This is a genomic window from Tardiphaga sp. 813_E8_N1_3 (assembly GCF_051811025.1).
In the GTDB taxonomy this organism is placed as follows: Bacteria; Pseudomonadota; Alphaproteobacteria; order Rhizobiales; family Xanthobacteraceae; genus Tardiphaga.
Genome location: NZ_JBPWQE010000001.1, coordinates 4,501,227 through 4,517,525, shown reverse-complemented (window position 1 = coordinate 4,517,525; position 16,299 = coordinate 4,501,227). Strand labels below are relative to the sequence as shown.

18 protein-coding genes are annotated in these 16,299 nt (G+C 63.8%); 14 read left to right on the top strand and 4 right to left on the bottom strand.

All coding sequences use genetic code 11. From position 1 onward, the window contains the following. Positions 1–26: 26 nt before the first annotated feature. On the bottom strand, positions 27–551 hold the full coding sequence (locus AB8A33_RS21420; RefSeq protein ID WP_439094616.1) for a DUF6101 family protein: 525 nt from the start codon (positions 549–551) through the stop codon (positions 27–29). A gap of 285 nt (positions 552–836) precedes the next feature. Between AB8A33_RS21420 and AB8A33_RS21415 the strand changes: the two genes are divergently transcribed. From AB8A33_RS21415 to lpxK, 6 genes are all read left to right on the top strand, one after another. After that, positions 837–2,237: a TldD/PmbA family protein gene (locus AB8A33_RS21415; RefSeq protein ID WP_439094615.1), complete on the top strand. Its 1,401-nt coding sequence runs from the start codon at positions 837–839 to the stop codon at positions 2,235–2,237. Continuing rightward, entirely contained in the window at positions 2,224–3,033 is an 810-nt protein-coding gene (locus AB8A33_RS21410) for a 3'(2'),5'-bisphosphate nucleotidase CysQ (RefSeq protein WP_315840786.1), read from the top strand. The genes AB8A33_RS21415 and AB8A33_RS21410 overlap by 14 nt, the downstream gene beginning before the upstream one ends. A 61-nt stretch (positions 3,034–3,094) precedes the next feature. Further along, the gene (locus tag AB8A33_RS21405; protein ID WP_439094614.1) at positions 3,095–3,340 is read left to right on the top strand and encodes a DUF4170 domain-containing protein; all 246 of its coding nucleotides are present in this window, start codon (positions 3,095–3,097) and stop codon (positions 3,338–3,340) included. Continuing rightward, positions 3,337–4,050: a lysophospholipid acyltransferase family protein gene (locus tag AB8A33_RS21400; RefSeq protein ID WP_439094613.1), complete on the top strand. Its 714-nt coding sequence runs from the start codon at positions 3,337–3,339 to the stop codon at positions 4,048–4,050. Before AB8A33_RS21405 ends, AB8A33_RS21400 begins: the two co-directional genes overlap by 4 nt. Continuing rightward, complete coding sequence (locus AB8A33_RS21395) at positions 4,043–5,347, top strand: 3-deoxy-D-manno-octulosonic acid transferase (protein WP_439094612.1); 1,305 nt, start codon at positions 4,043–4,045, stop codon at positions 5,345–5,347. The genes AB8A33_RS21400 and AB8A33_RS21395 overlap by 8 nt, the downstream gene beginning before the upstream one ends. Then, positions 5,340–6,350, top strand: coding sequence for a tetraacyldisaccharide 4'-kinase (gene lpxK / locus AB8A33_RS21390; RefSeq protein ID WP_439094611.1), 1,011 nt, complete (start codon positions 5,340–5,342; stop codon positions 6,348–6,350). Before AB8A33_RS21395 ends, lpxK begins: the two co-directional genes overlap by 8 nt. 48 nt (positions 6,351–6,398) lie before the next feature. Here the strand turns inward: lpxK and AB8A33_RS21385 are convergent, their stop codons facing one another. Both AB8A33_RS21385 and xseA read right to left on the bottom strand, forming a co-directional pair. Continuing rightward, the gene (locus AB8A33_RS21385; RefSeq protein ID WP_092141595.1) at positions 6,399–6,626 is read right to left on the bottom strand and encodes a DUF2093 domain-containing protein; all 228 of its coding nucleotides are present in this window, start codon (positions 6,624–6,626) and stop codon (positions 6,399–6,401) included. A 121-nt stretch (positions 6,627–6,747) separates the two neighbouring features. Next, positions 6,748–8,349, bottom strand: coding sequence for an exodeoxyribonuclease VII large subunit (gene xseA, locus AB8A33_RS21380; protein ID WP_439094610.1), 1,602 nt, complete (start codon positions 8,347–8,349; stop codon positions 6,748–6,750). A gap of 122 nt (positions 8,350–8,471) precedes the next feature. Here xseA and AB8A33_RS21375 point away from each other — a divergent pair, with 122 nt between their 5' ends. The 6 genes from AB8A33_RS21375 (at position 8,472) to AB8A33_RS21350 (ending at position 12,568) form a co-directional block, all read left to right on the top strand. After that, positions 8,472–9,458, top strand: coding sequence for an alpha/beta hydrolase (locus AB8A33_RS21375; RefSeq protein WP_439094609.1), 987 nt, complete (start codon positions 8,472–8,474; stop codon positions 9,456–9,458). Between the two features lie 4 nt (positions 9,459–9,462). After that, entirely contained in the window at positions 9,463–10,014 is a 552-nt protein-coding gene (locus AB8A33_RS21370; protein WP_439094608.1) for a hypothetical protein, read from the top strand. Position 10,015: 1 nt separating this feature from the next. After that, positions 10,016–10,318, top strand: a complete 303-nt coding sequence (locus AB8A33_RS21365; protein WP_439094607.1) for a winged helix-turn-helix domain-containing protein — start codon at positions 10,016–10,018, stop codon at positions 10,316–10,318. 35 nt (positions 10,319–10,353) lie between these two features. Further along, a complete protein-coding gene (locus AB8A33_RS21360) occupies positions 10,354–10,857 on the top strand; it encodes a DUF6622 family protein (RefSeq protein WP_439094606.1) in 504 nt (167 codons plus the stop codon). Positions 10,858–10,961: 104 nt separating this feature from the next. Next, a complete protein-coding gene (gene purD, locus AB8A33_RS21355) occupies positions 10,962–12,245 on the top strand; it encodes a phosphoribosylamine--glycine ligase (RefSeq protein ID WP_439094605.1) in 1,284 nt (427 codons plus the stop codon). Positions 12,246–12,313: 68 nt separating this feature from the next. Then, entirely contained in the window at positions 12,314–12,568 is a 255-nt protein-coding gene (locus tag AB8A33_RS21350) for a DUF6894 family protein (protein WP_439094604.1), read from the top strand. On the opposite strand, the gene AB8A33_RS21345 is transcribed toward AB8A33_RS21350, so the two are convergent. After that, on the bottom strand, positions 12,539–12,985 hold the full coding sequence (locus tag AB8A33_RS21345; RefSeq protein ID WP_175500269.1) for a nucleoside deaminase: 447 nt from the start codon (positions 12,983–12,985) through the stop codon (positions 12,539–12,541). The two genes, AB8A33_RS21350 and AB8A33_RS21345, sit on opposite strands and share 30 nt — an antisense overlap. A gap of 160 nt (positions 12,986–13,145) precedes the next feature. Between AB8A33_RS21345 and AB8A33_RS21340 the strand changes: the two genes are divergently transcribed. Together AB8A33_RS21340 and rsmD are read left to right on the top strand one after the other, a co-directional pair. Beyond that, a complete protein-coding gene (locus AB8A33_RS21340) occupies positions 13,146–15,512 on the top strand; it encodes a pseudouridine synthase (protein ID WP_439094603.1) in 2,367 nt (788 codons plus the stop codon). Between the two features lie 209 nt (positions 15,513–15,721). Next, positions 15,722–16,276 (top strand): 16S rRNA (guanine(966)-N(2))-methyltransferase RsmD, encoded by a 555-nt coding sequence (gene rsmD / locus AB8A33_RS21335; RefSeq protein WP_439094602.1) that lies wholly within the window; start codon positions 15,722–15,724, stop codon positions 16,274–16,276. Positions 16,277–16,299: the final 23 nt, after the last annotated feature.

Sequence of the window (16,299 nt, the reverse complement as noted above, 5' to 3'; positions counted from 1 at the left end):
TTGGATCCATCAGGTCCGATCGTGATCTAGTGTCGCGCGATGATCTCGCGCTCGCCCTGGTACATGCCGGCTTCGCCGAGCAGTGCGCCGGGACGACGGCGCACCAGAAATTTCGGGCGGCGTTCGCGAATCGCATTGCGGCGGCGGCGGCGTTGCGATGGTTCGTAGATCTTCTCTTCCGGCAATTGCGGAAGCGCGAAAATCTCGCTCCACATCTGCCAGGCCATGTCGATTTCCTCGCGATCGGAACTGACCAGCAATGGAATCGACAGTGAGGGATCGCGATGCGCGAGCATCAGCATCTTGCCGTCGTCGAGACCGCGCAAGGTGACGCCGAGAAAATCGCTGACGCGCACATTGATGGCCATCCGCATGCCGCCGACGGCACGATGCAGGACGACGCGGGTGCGATGCAGTTCGATATGGCGGATCGCTCCGTCGGCGCGGTTATCATGCGCCTCGAAACGAACCGGAAGTGAATGGGGATCGAGCCGCAATGCGCTGCTCGATCCCGGGGCATGAGCCCCACCTGTCGCTGTTTGATGCCTCACGGCTTTTTATCTCCCCGCCGGAATTATGTTCCCGGTCGATGGAGAGACCTTGCCAGAGCGCGTTCGGAATCGGCTTAAAAAGGCTGGTTAATCGAATCCGACCGCCCTTCATGATTGACAGAAGCTTGGCAGGCATGATTGACGAGTCCTTGCGAAAGCCCTGAAATTCTTTCCTTTTCGGCACGGCAAATGCTTGAAGTCCCTGCGAAATAGGCACATCTCTAGCAGCGGCCATCACCGCTTCGGACCGGTCGAAAATCGTCTCTCAATGTTGGGATTTTGTTCGTGAATTCTTCACCAAACGCGTCGTCGTCCGCCTCCACGAAGTCCGACAATTCCGATCTGCTCGACCAGTCCGTGCTTTCGACGCTGGCGCAGCGTTTCGTCGAGGCCGCAAAGAAGGCCGGCGCGGATGCCGCGGATGCGGTCGCGGTGCGCGGGGTGTCGCATGGCGTCGAAGTGCGTGACGGCAAGGTCGAAGCCTCCGAGCGTTCGGAAGGCGACGACATGGGATTGCGCGTGTTCGTTGGCCGACGTCAGGCGGTGATCTCCACCAATGACATGTCCGGCGACAATGTTGCGCAACTGGCCGAACGTGCTGTCGCGATGGCGCGCGTCGCACCCGATGATCAATATGTGGGCCTTGCGGACCCGACTCTGCTTGCGCGCGACTTTGCAAATCTCGATCTGCTCGATCCCGTCGTGCCGTCGGTGAGCGAGCTCGAACGCCGCGCAGTCGAAGCCGAAGCGGCGGCGCTCGCGGTGAACGGCGTGACCAAGTCCGGCGGCGCATCAGCCTCGACCGGCATCGGCGGCATGGTGCTGGTGACCTCCACTGGTTTCCACGGCTCCTATCTCCGCTCCAGTCAGGGCGTCTCGATGACTGCCATCGTTGGGGACGGCACCAAGATGGAGCGCGACTACGCCTTCACCTCGGCGCTGCATGCGTCCGATTTGGACTCTCCATCGAGTGTTGGCAAACTCGCGGGCGAGCGCACGGTGGCGCGGGCCAACCCGCGCAAGGTGCCGACCTGCAAGGTGCCGGTGGTGTACGATCCGCGCGTCTCGAACTCGCTGGTCGGTCACGTCATCGGTGCCGCGAATGGCGCGTCCGTCGCGCGCAAGACCACGTTCCTCAAGGACAGTCTCGGCAAGCAGCTGTTCAGCAGCAATATCCGCATCATCGACGATCCCCTCCGCGTGCGCGGCCTGCGGTCGCAGTCCTTCGATGCCGAAGGCGTTGCGACGAAGCAGCAGGCCATCATTGATGGCGGCGTGCTGACCACCTGGCTGCTGGATTGCGCGACCGCGCGCGAACTCGGCATGACCACCACAGGTCACGCGCATCGCGACGTCTCGTCGTCACCATCCCCCGGCGCCTACAACCTGCATATGGAAGCAGGCGACGTGAGCCCGGAAGACCTGATCGCCGATATCAAGGAAGGCTTTTACGTCACCGATCTGATTGGCTCGGGCGTCAATGGCGTGACCGGCGACTACAGCCGCGGTGCCGGCGGGTTCTGGATCGAGAACGGCAAGCTCACTTACGCCGTCAGCGAGATCACCATTGCCGGTCATCTGTTCGAGATCTTCAAGTCGATGACGCCTGCGAACGACCTCACTTTCAAATACGGCGTCAACGCGCCGACCGTGCGGGTCGAGGGGCTGACGATTGCCGGACGCTGATCTCGATACAGACAAACGGCTCGCGCACGATGTTGCCCTGATGGCGGACACAGTGCGGGCGGCCGGCGAGCTCGGCCTCGCAATGTTCGGTACAGAACTCAGGAAATGGACCAAGGGCGAATCCTCACCCGTCTCCGAAGCGGATATCGCCCTCAACGATCTGATCGAGAAGCGGCTTCGCGCCGCGACGCCCGATTATGGCTGGCTCTCGGAGGAGAGCGCCGATGACGAATCTCGTCTCGGCAAGCGCCTGACCTGGATCATCGATCCGATCGACGGCACCCGCAGCTATCTCGCCGGTCGCGAGGATTGGTGTGTCTGTGTCGCGCTGGTCGAGGACGCCCGACCGGTGATGGCTGCGGTATTTGCGCCATCCACAGATGAATTTTTTCTGGCGATCCGCGGGCAGGGCACCACCTGCAATGGCGTTCCGGTTCGGGCCACGACCGGTTCCGCAATGGACTTTTCGCGCGTGGCGGGCCCGAAGCCGCTGGTCGAGCGGATGGTCCATCCCCGGCAGGACATTACCCTCTATCCGCGAATCGGCTCGCTGGCGCTGCGCTTGTGCTGGATCGCCAATGGCCGGCTGGATGCGGCCTTTGCCGGGGGGCAGAGCCGGGACTGGGATCTGGCCGCCGCAGATTTGATCGTCCACGAAGCGAATGGTAGGATGACCGAGCTTTCGGGCGATCCCATCCTCTATAATCGCCGGGAAGTCACGCACGGGTTGCTGGTGGCAGCGGGGGCCGATCGCCATGCTTACATCGTCGAGCAATTCCAGAACCGCCGGGTTTAACCGGCTGCACCACTATCTTTGACTTATCGGATCGCAGCCGGTCGCTGCAGGAACAGGATTCATGTCGGACACACCACAGCAACTGCTTCATCTGGTCATCGGGGGCGAGCTGACCAACCTGAAAGAGACGACGTTCAAGGATCTCAGCCAGGTTGAAGTCGTCGGCGTCTATCCGAATTACGCGTCGGCGTTCGTCGCCTGGAAGGCCAAGGCGCAGCAGACCGTCGACAACGCCCATATGCGTTACTTCATCGTCCATCTTCATCGGTTGCTCGATCCCGGCCAAGACGCGAAGCCGGCCGCTTGAAACGACTGCTCCGAAACACGCTGCGCAGCAGCTGGGTTCAGCGCGCCGCGGGTTTTCTCGCGGCCGAATTTTTGCGTCTGGTCTGGAAGACCAACAAATTCACCTTCGATCCCGTTGATGTCTATGACATCGTCGAACCGCAGATGCCGGTCATCCTGGCGTTCTGGCATGGCCAGCACTTCATGACGCCGTTCATCAAGCAAAAGGACTATCGCGGCGCCGTGCTGATCTCGAAGCATCGCGACGGCGAGTTCAATGCGCTGGCTGCTGAGCGTCTTGGCATAGCCACCGTCCGCGGCTCCGGCGATCATGGCGGCGCGTTTCATCGCAAGGGCGGTGTCGGTGCGTTCAAGGAAATGGTGCGGGTGCTGGAGCGCGGCATCAACATGGCGCTGACCGCCGACGTGCCGAAGCGTTCGCGTGTCGCCGGCATGGGCATCATCATGCTGGCACGCGAAAGCGGACGACCGATCATGCCGTTTGCCATGGCCACCAGCCGCTACGTCCAGCTCAACAACTGGGACCGCACCACGATCAATCTGCCTTTCGGTCGCGGCGTGCTGGTCGGCGGTGAACCGCTCAGCGTTCCTGCCGATGCCGACGCTGCCACGATGGAGGCGTTGCGCCTGCAGCTTGAGGCCACGCTGAACGAGGCCACGCAGCGCGCCTATGACGCGGTAGGTCGGCCGGAAGGTGCGGGTCGTGCCTAACGCGCTGCCGATCACGCTGCGCGCCTATCGCAGATTGTCGGCGGCACTGACGCCGCTTGCGCCCGTCTTGATCAAGCAACGGTTGAAGAACAACAAGGAAGATCCTGCGCGCCTCGACGAGCGCCGCGGCATCTCGCAGATCGAGCGCCCCGCTGGGCCGCTGGTCTGGATTCACGGCGCCAGCGTCGGCGAGGTGCTGGCGGCGGCGGCCTTGATCGAGCGGCTGCGTGCGCTGGGCATGCGCATCCTCTTGACCTCGGGCACGGTGACTTCGGCCGAGATCATCGCCAAGCGCTTTCCGACCGACATCATCCATCAATACATTCCCTATGATTCACCGCGCTTCGTGGCGCGCTTTCTCGATCACTGGAAGCCGAGTCTTGCGCTGTTCATCGAGAGTGATCTCTGGCCGAACCTGATCATTTCCGCCGCCAAACGCCGTCTGCCGATGGTGCTGATCAATGCACGCATGTCGCAGCGCTCGTTCCCGCGCTGGCAGAAATTTTCGGCGACCATCGGCGCCTTGCTCGGCCGTTTCGAGATTTGCCTGGCGCAGTCCGAAACCGACGCCGAGCGCTTCAGCGCATTGGGGTCGCGCAGCGTTGTCGTTACAGGCAATCTGAAGCTCGATGTGCAGGCGCCGCCGGGCGACGCCGTGAAGCTGGACAAGCTCATGGCGGTGACGCGCGGTCGCCCCATCATCGTCGCATCGTCGACGCATCCCGGCGAAGAAGAAATCATCCTCGAGACCCACAAAACGCTGACCAGTTTCTTCCCGAAATTGCTGACGGTCATCGTGCCACGCCACGCCCATCGCGGCGCCGATATTGCGCAGATGATCACGGTGGCAGGTGCGCAGGTTGCCTTGCGCTCGCGCGAGGAATTGCCGCATGCAGGCACCGATCTCTATGTCGCCGACACCATGGGCGAGCTCGGACTGTTCTATCGTCTGTCACCGGTGGTGTTCATGGGTGGTTCGCTGGTGCCGCATGGCGGGCAGAATCCGATTGAAGCCGTGAAGCTCGGTGCGTCCGTGGTGCATGGTCCGCATGTCTTCAATTTCACCGACGTCTATGAGGCGCTGGATGGTGCCGGCGGCGCGAAGCTTGCCGACTCCTCGGAGCAAATGGTGAAACAGCTCGGCCAGATGCTCGGCAACGAGGCGGCACGCGATGCGGCGATCGAGGCTGGGCATCGTGTGGTTGAACGGCTTGGCGGTGCGCTCGACCGCACGCTGCATGCGCTCGAGCCTTATCTGATGCAGCTCCGGCTCGAAGCGGGAGCCTATGATGCGTGAGCCCGCGTTCTGGCGGCCGCCATCGACATGGCTGTCGCGTCTGCTGATGCCGCTTGGCGCCATCTATGGCGAAGTCGCAGGTAGCCGCATGGCCCGCAAGGGCGTCGATGTCGGCATTCCCGTTCTTTGTGTCGGCAACTATCACGTCGGCGGTGCCGGCAAGACACCGACGACGCTGGCGCTCGTGCAGGTGCTGCGCGATCTCGGTGAGACACCGGTAGTGCTTAGCCGCGGCTATGGCGGCAGACTGCGCGGTCCGGTGAAGGTCGATCCGTCGCGACGTCAGGCCGCCGATGTCGGCGACGAGCCGCTGATGATGGCGCGTCAGGTGCCGGTGGTGATCTCCGGCGATCGCGTCGCGGGCGCAGCGCTGGCGCGCTCGACCGGCGCCAGCGTCATCGTGATGGATGACGGTTTCCAGAATCCGGCCATCGCCAAGGACGCGTCGTTCATTGTGATCGATAGCAATCGCGGTCTCGGCAACGGCCGTGTGCTGCCCGCAGGACCTTTGCGCGCGCCGCTCGATCTGCAGATTGCGCGCACGGATGCGCTCGTCGTGATTGGCGATGGTGTTGCGGCGACGGGCGTGGCGGCGCTGGTCGCGGGCAAAGGTGGTCCGGTGTTGACGGCGCGCCTCGTGCCAGACGAGACGTCAGTGGCGGCTCTGCGCGGCAAGCGCGTGCTGGCCTTTGCGGGAATCGGCGATCCCCAACGCTTCTTCCGGACATTGCGTCATGCAGGTGTGGACGTGGCGGTGGAGAAAGCCTTCGCCGATCACCACCCGTATGCGTCCGGTGAGATAGACGCGCTGGTTGCGCAAGCGAAGCGTGATGGGCTCACGCTGGTGACGACGGAGAAGGATGTCGTCAAGCTCAGCAGCATGCCGGCTGCGGCGGAGATCGTACCATTCGCCGTCACGCTGGCCTTCGAAGACAAGGCGGCGCTGCAGGCTTTCGTGATCGAACGGCTCAATCAGGCAAGAGTGAAGACGCTCAGAATGTAAGGTGGGCAAAGCGAAGCGTGCTCACCCTACGGAACGACCGATACGAGCTTACTTCTGCGTTTTGACTGCGTCCGGATAATGCCGCGCCAGCACCGCATTCGGCACCGCATAGGCTTCCTGCCGATCGACGCTCCAGTATTTCAACTCGTCCAGCGGAATGCGCTCGCCCGTGATGGCGCAAGTCACATAGGTGCCGGGCGACACCACGCGGAAATCGCCGTCGAGATATTGCAACTGGGCTTCGCCGTGGCCCGAGGGGCCAAATTTGTTCAGCACGGCTGGTCTCCTGGATCGTCAGTAAGTCGTCTTGCCGGATTGGTCACCGGCCCTGAATGTCGTCATCTCGTAGCATAAATAGGGCCGCGGCGTCGCCCAATAAAGGCGGCCTGCGCAACCTCTAGAACAGGCTGCCCTGATCGATTTTCGTCGCCTTTTTCGGCGCGGCCGGTGCCGTAGGCTTGGTCTCGCGCGGAGCAGGTGCCGTGCGGTCGCCATCGGCGGTCACGCCGACGCGGCCATCGGCGAATTCGATGCTCAGGCGGGCGCCCGCTCCGACAGTGGCGGCGGCATGCAGCGCTGCACCTTGTTCATCCCGAACCAGCGCGAAGCCGCGGGCCAGCACGCTGCGATAGGAGAGGGCACTGAGCAACTGGCTCGACGCCTGCACACGTGCCTGCTGGCGCTGCACCAGTGTCGTCAGTGCACGGCGCGCGCGCTCAGTGAGGCGCAGAGCGCGCTCCCGATCGCGCGTGATGGCATTGCGCTGCGCCTGCGCATTGGCGAGTTTCGAGGCCTTCAATCGTGCTTCAAGGCCAGTGAAGCGATCGCGGCGCTGCCGAAGCAGGGCACGCGCGGAGAGGCTCAAGCGTTCGCCCGATACCGTCAGCCGCTGTGTGGCGTGGGCGATCTGTGCGCGCAGCACGCGCAGCGTCAGCCCGGCGCTGGCCTGCGTGAAGCGGCGATGATGCGCATGCGTATTGGCCTTCAGCGCACGCGGCAGCGATGCGGTTGCGCCATCGAGACGCTGGCGCGGAATGGCGAGCAATTCGCTGAGATCCGGCAAGGCACGCGCTGCGGCGCGCAACTCGTTGCGGCGGGATTCCTGCCCGCGCTGCCAGCACAGCATCATCCGGCGCTCGAAGCCGGATATCTCCACCATCAGTTCGGCGCGCACGGGCACCGCCATTTCGGCGGCCGCCGTCGGCGTCGGCGCGCGCTTGTCGGCGGCGAAATCGATGAGGGTGATGTCGGTCTCGTGGCCGACCGCCGAGATCAGCGGGATCATGCTCTCGGCCGCGGCACGCACCACGATTTCCTCGTTGAACGACCACAGGTCTTCCAGCGAGCCGCCGCCGCGCGCGACGATGAGCAGATCCGGCCGAGGAATGGCGCCGCCTTCGGGCAGCGCGTTGAAGCCGTGGATCGCGGCGGCGACCTGTTCTGCCGAACCTTCGCCCTGAACTTTCACCGGCCATACCAGCACGCGGCGCGGGAAGCGGTCTTCCAGCCGATGCAGGATGTCGCGGATCACAGCGCCGGTCGGCGATGTCACCACGCCGATCACTTCCGGCAGCCATGGCAGCAACTGCTTGCGTGCTTCGTCGAACAGGCCTTCGGCGCCAAGCTTGCGCTTGCGCTCTTCCATCAGCGCCATCAGCGCGCCCACGCCGGCGGGTTCGATGGCCTCGATGACGATCTGGTATTTCGACGAGCCGGGATAGGTGGTCAGCTTGCCGGTGGCGATGACTTCGAGGCCTTCCTGCGGCTTGAAGCGCATCCGGCCATGGACGCCCTTCCAGATCACCGCCTCGATCTTGGCGCTCTCGTCCTTGAGCGAGAAATAGCAGTGGCCGGAGGAATGCGGCCCGCGAAAACCGGAGATCTCGCCGCGCACCCGCACGTTCCCGTAAGTGTCTTCCACCGTCCGTTTCAGGGCTGAGGACAGCTCGGAGACGGTGAATTCGGGGGAATTGGTGAGGGGGGCGGCGGCTTTGGGCATCGAATCTCGGCTTTCAGGATCGTCGCAAAGTAGGGATGTCGGTCGCAAAACGCCAATCAGATGTTGAATTACAGATAACTCTGTTATACAGAGTTGTCTGTAATCAGAGAATGGCGGGTATTATGGCGTGGATATTGACCTTCGCGGTCCGTGGCATCGTTTGGCTCCTTGCTGCGGCGGGCCTGGTCGCCCTGGTGCTGGCCGGCATGATCGCGGTACCGGTGTCCCGTCCCAAGGCGCTGGCCTCCATTGCGGACACCGCGCGCAGTGCGGATCGCGGCGGCGTGCCGCCGCTGCAGTATTTCCAGGCAAGAGACGGCTCGAATCTGGCCTACAGGCGCTACACGCCATCCGGACCGTCTGTGAACCGTGCCGCACTCCTCATTCATGGCTCGTCGGGATCGAGCATAGCGGTGCACGCTCTCGCAAAAGCGCTTGCCGCGCGGGGCGTCGAAAGCATCGCTCCCGACATGCGCGGCCATGGCGCGTCGGGGACCCGCGGCGATATCGCCTATCTCGGCCAGCTCGACGATGATCTCGCAGATCTCGTCGGCCATTTGCGCGGGCAGGGACTGGCGTTGCCACTGACGCTCGCCGGGCATTCGTCGGGCGGCGGGTTTGCACTGCGCGTGGCTGGGTCCGTCAATCAGGGTCTGTTCGCACGCACCGTTCTGCTGTCACCCTATCTGGGTCTGAAGTCGCCATCCACACGCGAGAACGCAGGCGGATGGGCCAGTCCGAGTGTGCCGCGCATCATCGCGCTCAGTATGCTGCAGTCGGTCGGGGTGACATGCTGTTCGCAGCTCCCGGTGGTTGCCTTTGCCGTGCAACCGGGCATGACGCGCATTCTGACGTCCGAATATTCGTTTCGGCTGCTGCAGAATTTCGGCACGCATCGCGACTACCGCCTGGATCTCGATCCGGCGAATGGACCCATTTCTGTCATCGCCGGGCGGGATGACGAGCTGATGTTCGCGGACAAATATCGCGAGGCGATGCAGTCGAAAGCCAATATCGACGTGCGCATCCTCGACAATGCAAATCACATGGACGTCGTCAGCACGGCAAGTTTCGTCGCCGTCGTCGCCGACGATCTCGCAACGAGGTGACACCGTGATCAACAGCCAGGAAGCCAGTGCTGCGTTGATGGAGATCGAGAGCCTCAGTCGGCTAGTCCGGCAGTCGGTGTTCTATCGGCACGCCAGCACGATGCTCATTCTATGGGGCGTTGCGACTTTTATCGGCTATCTGCTCTCGTTCATCGCGCCTGCTGCGGCTCCCGTCATCTGGTCGGTCGTCGTCGTCGCGGGTGTCATCTGCGCGATCATCATCGGGGCGCTCAACAAGAAGCGCGAAGGCGTCAGCACCTTCGATGCCCGCGCAACGGCAGCGTTCATCGCGTTCGTGGCTTTCGGTTGTCTCTGGAGCATGGTGTTCGGGACGATGACGATCCGGCAGATCCCGGCGTTCTGGACGACTTATTTCATGTTGCCTTACGTGATGACAGGGTTCTGGTTCGGCCGCGTCTTTGTCGTCATCGGCATAAGTGTGATCGCGCTGACGCTGCTAGGTTACTTCCTGGCCGGACCGTGGTTCACGCTCTGGATGGCGGTGGTCAATGGTGGCGGCCTGCTGCTCGGCGGTCTCTGGATGCGGCGCAGCTGACATGGCCGAACTCGACGACATCATCCATCAGCCTCTGCGGCTCAAGATCATGGCCGCGCTGAACGCGCTGCATCCGGCACAGGGGCTGGATTTCCCGCGATTGAAGAAGTTGACGGGCGCCACCGATGGCAATCTCGGTGCTCATATCGAGACACTGGCGAAAGCCGGCTATGTCGGCGTCGAAAAGGCGTTTGTCGGCAAGAAGCCACAGACAACGGTGACGGCCACCGCGACGGGGCGTGGCGCCTTCGCGCGGCACGTCGCCACCTTGCGTGAGATTATCGCGACTGCGGAAGGCAAATAGAGCAAAGCAAGTAACGTAAAGCTCTGGAGATTGTCATGGGCATCGCGTGGCGCATTCTGACCAACACACCGATCTGGGTGTTCGCGTTGCTCGCACTGCTGATCTGGCTCGGAGGCCTGTCGCTTCGGCCGCGAAAGACACAGCTGCGCCGTTTGCTGATCGTTCCGATGGTGTTTCTTCTGATGGGGCTGTCGCGGCTGATCTTTGCCGGCGGCCAATTGCATCTGATCGGGGCGTGGCTGGCAGCGGCAATCGTGATGGCGGCCGTCGCTCTGTTGATCGGTCCCGGCGAGATGACGGTCGATCGGCAGGACGGCACCCTTCAGCGCCCCGGGAGCTGGCTGCCCCTGATCCGCAACCTGTCGGTCTTCCTCCTGCAATATGCCGTGGCGGTCGCAACCGCGATGAAGCTGGGTTCGGGTGCTGCCGTCCCGCTGATCGGTCAATTGGTGTCGGGGGCGTGCGCCGGCTATTTCCTTGGCTGGACGGTGGGCTTGATCCGCCGCTATCGCGTGGAAACAAGTGTCGCCGTCGCTTGATGGGGTGGACGCCTGGCCGGTTGATTACTCAGACCCACTGATTGCTGTCCCGACGCGCCGTGCTAAACGGTGGGCGTGTTTGATTGCAATTGGTCTGGCTGGTTATGAACATTCTCCTCATCGGTTCCGGTGGTCGCGAACACGCGCTGGCGTGGAAACTCGCCGCGTCTCCGCTGCTGACCAAACTCTGGTGCGCGCCCGGCAATGCCGGCATCGCCCGGGAGGCCGAATGCGTGGCCCTCGATGTCGCCGACCATGCCGCCGTGATTGCGTTCTGCCAGACCAACAAGGTCGATTTCGTCGTGGTCGGCCCCGAGGCGCCGCTGGCAGCGGGGATCGTCGACGATCTGGCTGCTGCCGGTATCAAGTCGTTCGGGCCAAGCAAGGCCGCCGCGCGGCTCGAAGGCTCCAAGGGCTTCACCAAGGATCTCTGCAAGGCCAACAACATCCCGACCGCGGCCTATGAGCGCTTCAGCGATGCGGATGCCGCCAAGGCCTATATTCGCGCGCAGGGCGCCCCGATCGTGATCAAGGCCGATGGTCTTGCCGCCGGCAAGGGCGTCGTCGTCGCGATGACGCTGAAGGAAGCGGAAGACGCTATCGACATGATGCTGGGCGGCGGCTTCGGCGCAGCCGGCGCGGAAGCCGTGGTCGAGGAATTCATGACCGGCGAGGAAGCCTCGTTCTTCGTGCTGTGCGACGGCGAGCATGCGCTGCCGCTGGTCGCGGCGCAGGATCACAAGCGCGCCTTCGACGGCGACAAGGGACCGAACACAGGCGGCATGGGCGCCTATTCGCCGGCGCCGGTGTTTACCGATGCGATCCGCGATCGCACCATGAACGAGATCATCCTGCCAACGCTGCGCGCCATGAGCGCGATGGGCAATCCCTACAAGGGCGTGTTGTTCGCCGGCCTGATGATCACGGACGAAGGCCCGAAGCTGATCGAATACAACGCCCGCTTCGGCGATCCCGAGACTCAGGTGCTGATGGTTCGGCTGATGTCGGATTTGCTGCCGGCCCTGATCGCGTCCTGCGACGGGCAGCTCAAGAATTTCGATCTGCGCTGGTTCCCGGATCCCGCACTCACCGTGGTCATGGCCGCCAAGGGCTATCCCGGCGATTATGAAAAGGGCACCCGGATTGCCGGCCTCGACCGCGCCGAGAAGATCGACGGCGTCGAAGTGTTTCACGCCGGGACCAAGGCATCCGGCGACTGGATTCTCGCCAATGGCGGCCGCGTCCTCAACGTGACGGCCTCCGCTAAGACTGTCGGCGAGGCCCAGCGCCGTGCCTATGAAGCCATCGGCCTGATCAACTGGCCGGAAGGTTTTTGTCGCCGCGATATCGGCTGGCAGGCTGTGGCGCGGGAGCGCAAAGGCAAGTAACGGTATCCTGGGGTTCCTTTCGAGGAACCTAAGGTTGCGTGATGCGTTGATGGGTCTGCGAGGCAGCCATGGCGCGTTATTATTTCGACCTCAAAAACGGCACGACACAGCGCGATCATGCCGGTCTGGATCTCGGCAGCGACGCCGAGGCAATTGCGCGGGCCTATGTGATGGTCGACGAGATCAACGCGCGCCCGGCGGCGCATCCGGGTCATGAGCGCTATATTTGCGTCATCCACGAGGATGGGCACGAAGTAACCCGCGTTCCCGTGGACGTGACGGCCAGCAAGACTTCAACGCCGCGCTTTAAAAAATTCTCGTAACAGCGTCGCAGACTGGGTTTCTCCCACGGACGGATAGACCTCCGGCGCGTGGTGACAGGTCGGGGAAGCGAAGAAGCGCACGCCGGAATCGACCCCGCCGCCCTTGGGATCGGCGGCCCCGTAATATAGCCGCCGGATCCGGGCGAAGGAGATCGCGCCGGCGCACATGGTGCAGGGCTCCAAGGTCACATACAGGTCGCAGTCGACCAGCCGCTCGCTGCCGAGCCTGGCGGCGGCCTCCCGGATCGCCAGGACTTCGGCATGGGCGGTCGGGTCGCGGTCCCGGAGGGTGCGGTTGCCGGCCGTGGCGATCACCTCGTTATTCCCTACGATGACGCAGCCGATCGGGACTTCGCCGGCATTTCCGGCACTTTCGGCCGCTTTCAGCGCCAGATCCATGAAAGAAGGTGCGGTCAACGGCTCGTTTCCTGCGCAAAACTCTGCTACGGAGTTGCATTCAGCAAAAGTGGATACTGGTTTTGCGTGAGAATGCGCCCCAATGAGCGCGCATTTTCGGCCCGCGAACCCTGTCCGCACTGCTCAACCCAATTCAGCTTCCGCTGCAGTGAGACCCTTCATGCCCCGCGACAACGACAAAAACAACGGCCCCTCGCGCGGCCGGCCACCCGGCGGCAAAAGCGGGGCAGGCAAAGGCCGCTCCGGCGCCGCCCGCGGACCAGAGAAGAAATTCGCCAAGCGCGACGGCACCTATGCGCCGAAACCGGCCGGTGCTGGCGGCGGCGAGAAGCGCTCGTTCGGTGGCAAGCCTTCTGGCGGCAAGTCGTTCGGCGCCAAGTCTTTTGGTGCCAAGTCTTTTGGATCGAAGCCTTACGCCGGCAAGCGCGATGATGATCGCGCGCCGCGCCGTGACTACGGCGATGCGCCGCGTCACGATCGTGACGATGCGCGTCCGGCCCGCTTCAACCGCGACGACCGTCCTGCGCGCAGCGGTGGTGGCGATCGTCCGGATCGTGGGCCGCGCAAGGATTTCGGTGACCGCGAGAAGCGTCCGTATTCCCCGCGCGCTGGTGGCGGCGACAAGCGTCCCTACAGCCCGCGCGGAGACGCACCGCGTGGCGAGCGTCCGAATTTCAACAGGGATGACCGCGCCCCGCGGGGCGACCGCGGCGATGCGCGTCCGGCCGGACGTTTCTCCGACAAGAAGTTTGGCGACAAGAAGCCCTATGCGTCGCGTGATGGCGGCGGTGAGAAGCGCCCCTATACGCCGCGCGGCGAAGGCTTCCGCGGCGGCGATGGCGATCGTCCGCGTCCGCGCTTTGATCGCCCGCAAGGCGATCGCAACGATCGGCCGCGGGGTGATCGCAACGATCGTCCGCAAGGCGATCGTCCGTTCAGCCCGCGCCCGTCGCGTGACGGCGATCGTCCGCGTGGCGACCGGCCCTTCAGCGCCGAGAAGAAATTTGGCGGCGACAAGAAGTTTTCCCGTGGTGCGCCGGATCGCGGCGGTCCCCGCAAGAGCTTCAGCGATCGTGGAGATCGCAGCGATCGTGGAGATCGCAACGACCGGGGTGGACGCGATTTCGAACGCGGCCCGGATCGCAGCGAGCAGAAACCCTGGCAGAAGCGCGAAGGCGGGTCGGATGATCGCGGCAGCCGCAGCGCGCGTCCGCCGCGTGAAGGTGCGCGCAATTTCGATCGGCCGAAGTTCGACAGGCCCAAATTTGATCGTCCGCGTGAAGATCGTCCCGAGCGTAGCGACAGCGAGCGACCGCGTTTCTCGCGTCCGCGTGAGGACCGTCCAAGCTTCGATCGTCCGCGCGAGCCGCGTGGCCGCACCGACTGGCAGGAGCATGGTCGCAGCGAGGCTCGCGACGGTGATGAGCGTCCGCGTCGTGAAAACGAGGATGACAGCAGGATCTTTGCGAAGCGTCCCGCCTTCGGTGGTCGCGGTGAATATCGCGAGCGCGATCCCGAGCAGCGCCGCCCGGCGCGCGTTCCCGCGGCCAAGAAGGCCGGTGAGCGTATCGCCAAGGTCGTGTCGCGCGCGGGCCTGTGTTCGCGCCGTGATGCCGAGGAATGGGTCACGCAGGGACGCGTCGCCGTCAACGGCCGGGTGATCAATTCACCGGCGCTCGATGTCTCGACCAACGACGTCATCACCGTCGACGGCAAGCCGTTGCCGGCGCCGGAGCGCACGCGTCTGTTCCTGTACCACAAGCCGCGCGGGTTGATGACGACCCATGCCGATCCCGAGGGACGGCCGACGGTGTTCGATCATCTGCCCGAAGGCCTGCCGCGCCTGATCTCCATAGGCCGTCTCGATTTCAACACCGAAGGCCTGTTGCTGCTGACCAATGACGGCGGCCTCGCGCGGACGCTGGAACTGCCGGAAACCGGCTGGCTGCGGCGTTATCGCGTGCGTGCGCATGGCGAAGTCACGCAGGCGCAGCTCAACGAGCTCAAGAACGGCGTCGAGGTCGACGGCGTCAAATATGGCTCGATCGATGCGACGCTGGAACGCGACAAGAGCGCCAATGTCTGGATCGTTTTTGCAATCCGCGAAGGCAAGAACCGCGAAGTACGCAACGTGCTGGCGCATCTCGGCCTCGAGGTGAACCGCCTGATCCGCATCTCCTACGGTCCGTTCCAGCTCGGCGAAATCGAGGAAGGTCAGGTCGACGAGGTGAAGACCCGCGTGCTGCGCGAGCAGCTCGGCGAAAAGATCGCCGAAGCCTCCGGCGCCGATTTCGGTCGGCAACTGCCGAGCAAGGGCGACGTCTCGCTCGATCCGGTGATCGTCAAAAAGCCGGTGCTGAAGCGTTCCACGGTGGAAGACCGCAAGGGCCGTCGCATTCTCGTGCAGCGCGCCGGCTCGGAAGAGTCGCGTGCTCGTAACGAGGACGCGGCCACCTTCGGCGGCCCGCCGAAGAAGCCGAAGCGCGGCTATCACGGCAAGCGCGATCTGAAGCCGCGGGACGAGTAAGAGAAGTCAAAGAGAAATACGATGTGCATCGCGACGGCAGTTGTGCTCCCTCCCCCCTTGCGGGGGAGGGTCGGGGAGGGGGGTAACCCGGAGCTCCGGCGTTTGTGGCTCACCCCTCTCCCGGCGCTTCGCGCCACCCTCCCCCGCAAGGGGGGAGGGGACCACGCTACACCTGCTGTGGCTTTGCCACTTTTCAAACGAGGCATCTGATGCGTGTCGTCGGTGGCCGGCTGAAGGGCCGCAACATCGCGTCGCCCACGACGCAGGCGATCCGTCCCACGGCGGATCGACTGCGCGAGTCGTTGTTCAACATCCTGATCCACGCTTACGAAAGTCCGATTGAGGACGCGCGCGTGCTCGATCTGTTTGCCGGCACCGGTGCCCTCGGCATCGAGGCCGTATCGCGCGGCGCCAAGTTCACGCTGTTCGTCGATAACGGGTCCGAGGCGCGCGCCTTGCTCCGCAACAATGTCGAGGCGCTGGGTCTCGGCGGTGTCACCAAAGTGTATCGCCGCGATGCGGCTGATCTCGGCCCCGCCCATCCGGTCGAGCCGTTCTCGCTGGTGTTCCTCGATCCGCCCTATCGCATGAAGCTTGCCGAAAAGGCGCTGGCCTCGCTGCGCGATGGCGGCTGGCTGACGCCGGGCGCGTTGCTGGTGGTTGAAGAAGCGAAGGATGCGGCGTTCGCGGCACCAGAAGGGTTCGAAGAACTCGAGCGCCGCGGCTATGACGATACCGAGTTTACGTTTCTGCGATCTGTGTAAGAAGACTTCAAAAGGAGCTGCCG

Excerpts from the sequence above, each read along its gene's own strand:
- AB8A33_RS21350 (WP_439094604.1), top strand. The coding sequence starts at position 12,314 with ATGGCGCGTTATTATTTCGACCTCAAAAACGGCACGACACAGCGCGAT.
- AB8A33_RS21360 (WP_439094606.1), top strand. The coding sequence starts at position 10,354 with ATGGGCATCGCGTGGCGCATTCTGACCAACACACCGATCTGGGTGTTC.
- AB8A33_RS21405 (WP_439094614.1), top strand. The coding sequence starts at position 3,095 with ATGTCGGACACACCACAGCAACTGCTTCATCTGGTCATCGGGGGCGAG.
- lpxK (WP_439094611.1), top strand. The coding sequence starts at position 5,340 with ATGCGTGAGCCCGCGTTCTGGCGGCCGCCATCGACATGGCTGTCGCGT.
- purD (WP_439094605.1), top strand. The coding sequence starts at position 10,962 with ATGAACATTCTCCTCATCGGTTCCGGTGGTCGCGAACACGCGCTGGCG.
- AB8A33_RS21375 (WP_439094609.1), top strand. The coding sequence starts at position 8,472 with ATGGCGTGGATATTGACCTTCGCGGTCCGTGGCATCGTTTGGCTCCTT.
- rsmD (WP_439094602.1), top strand. The coding sequence starts at position 15,722 with ATGCGTGTCGTCGGTGGCCGGCTGAAGGGCCGCAACATCGCGTCGCCC.
- AB8A33_RS21365 (WP_439094607.1), top strand. The coding sequence starts at position 10,016 with ATGGCCGAACTCGACGACATCATCCATCAGCCTCTGCGGCTCAAGATC.
- AB8A33_RS21340 (WP_439094603.1), top strand. The coding sequence starts at position 13,146 with ATGCCCCGCGACAACGACAAAAACAACGGCCCCTCGCGCGGCCGGCCA.
- xseA (WP_439094610.1), bottom strand. The coding sequence starts at position 8,349 with ATGCCCAAAGCCGCCGCCCCCCTCACCAATTCCCCCGAATTCACCGTC.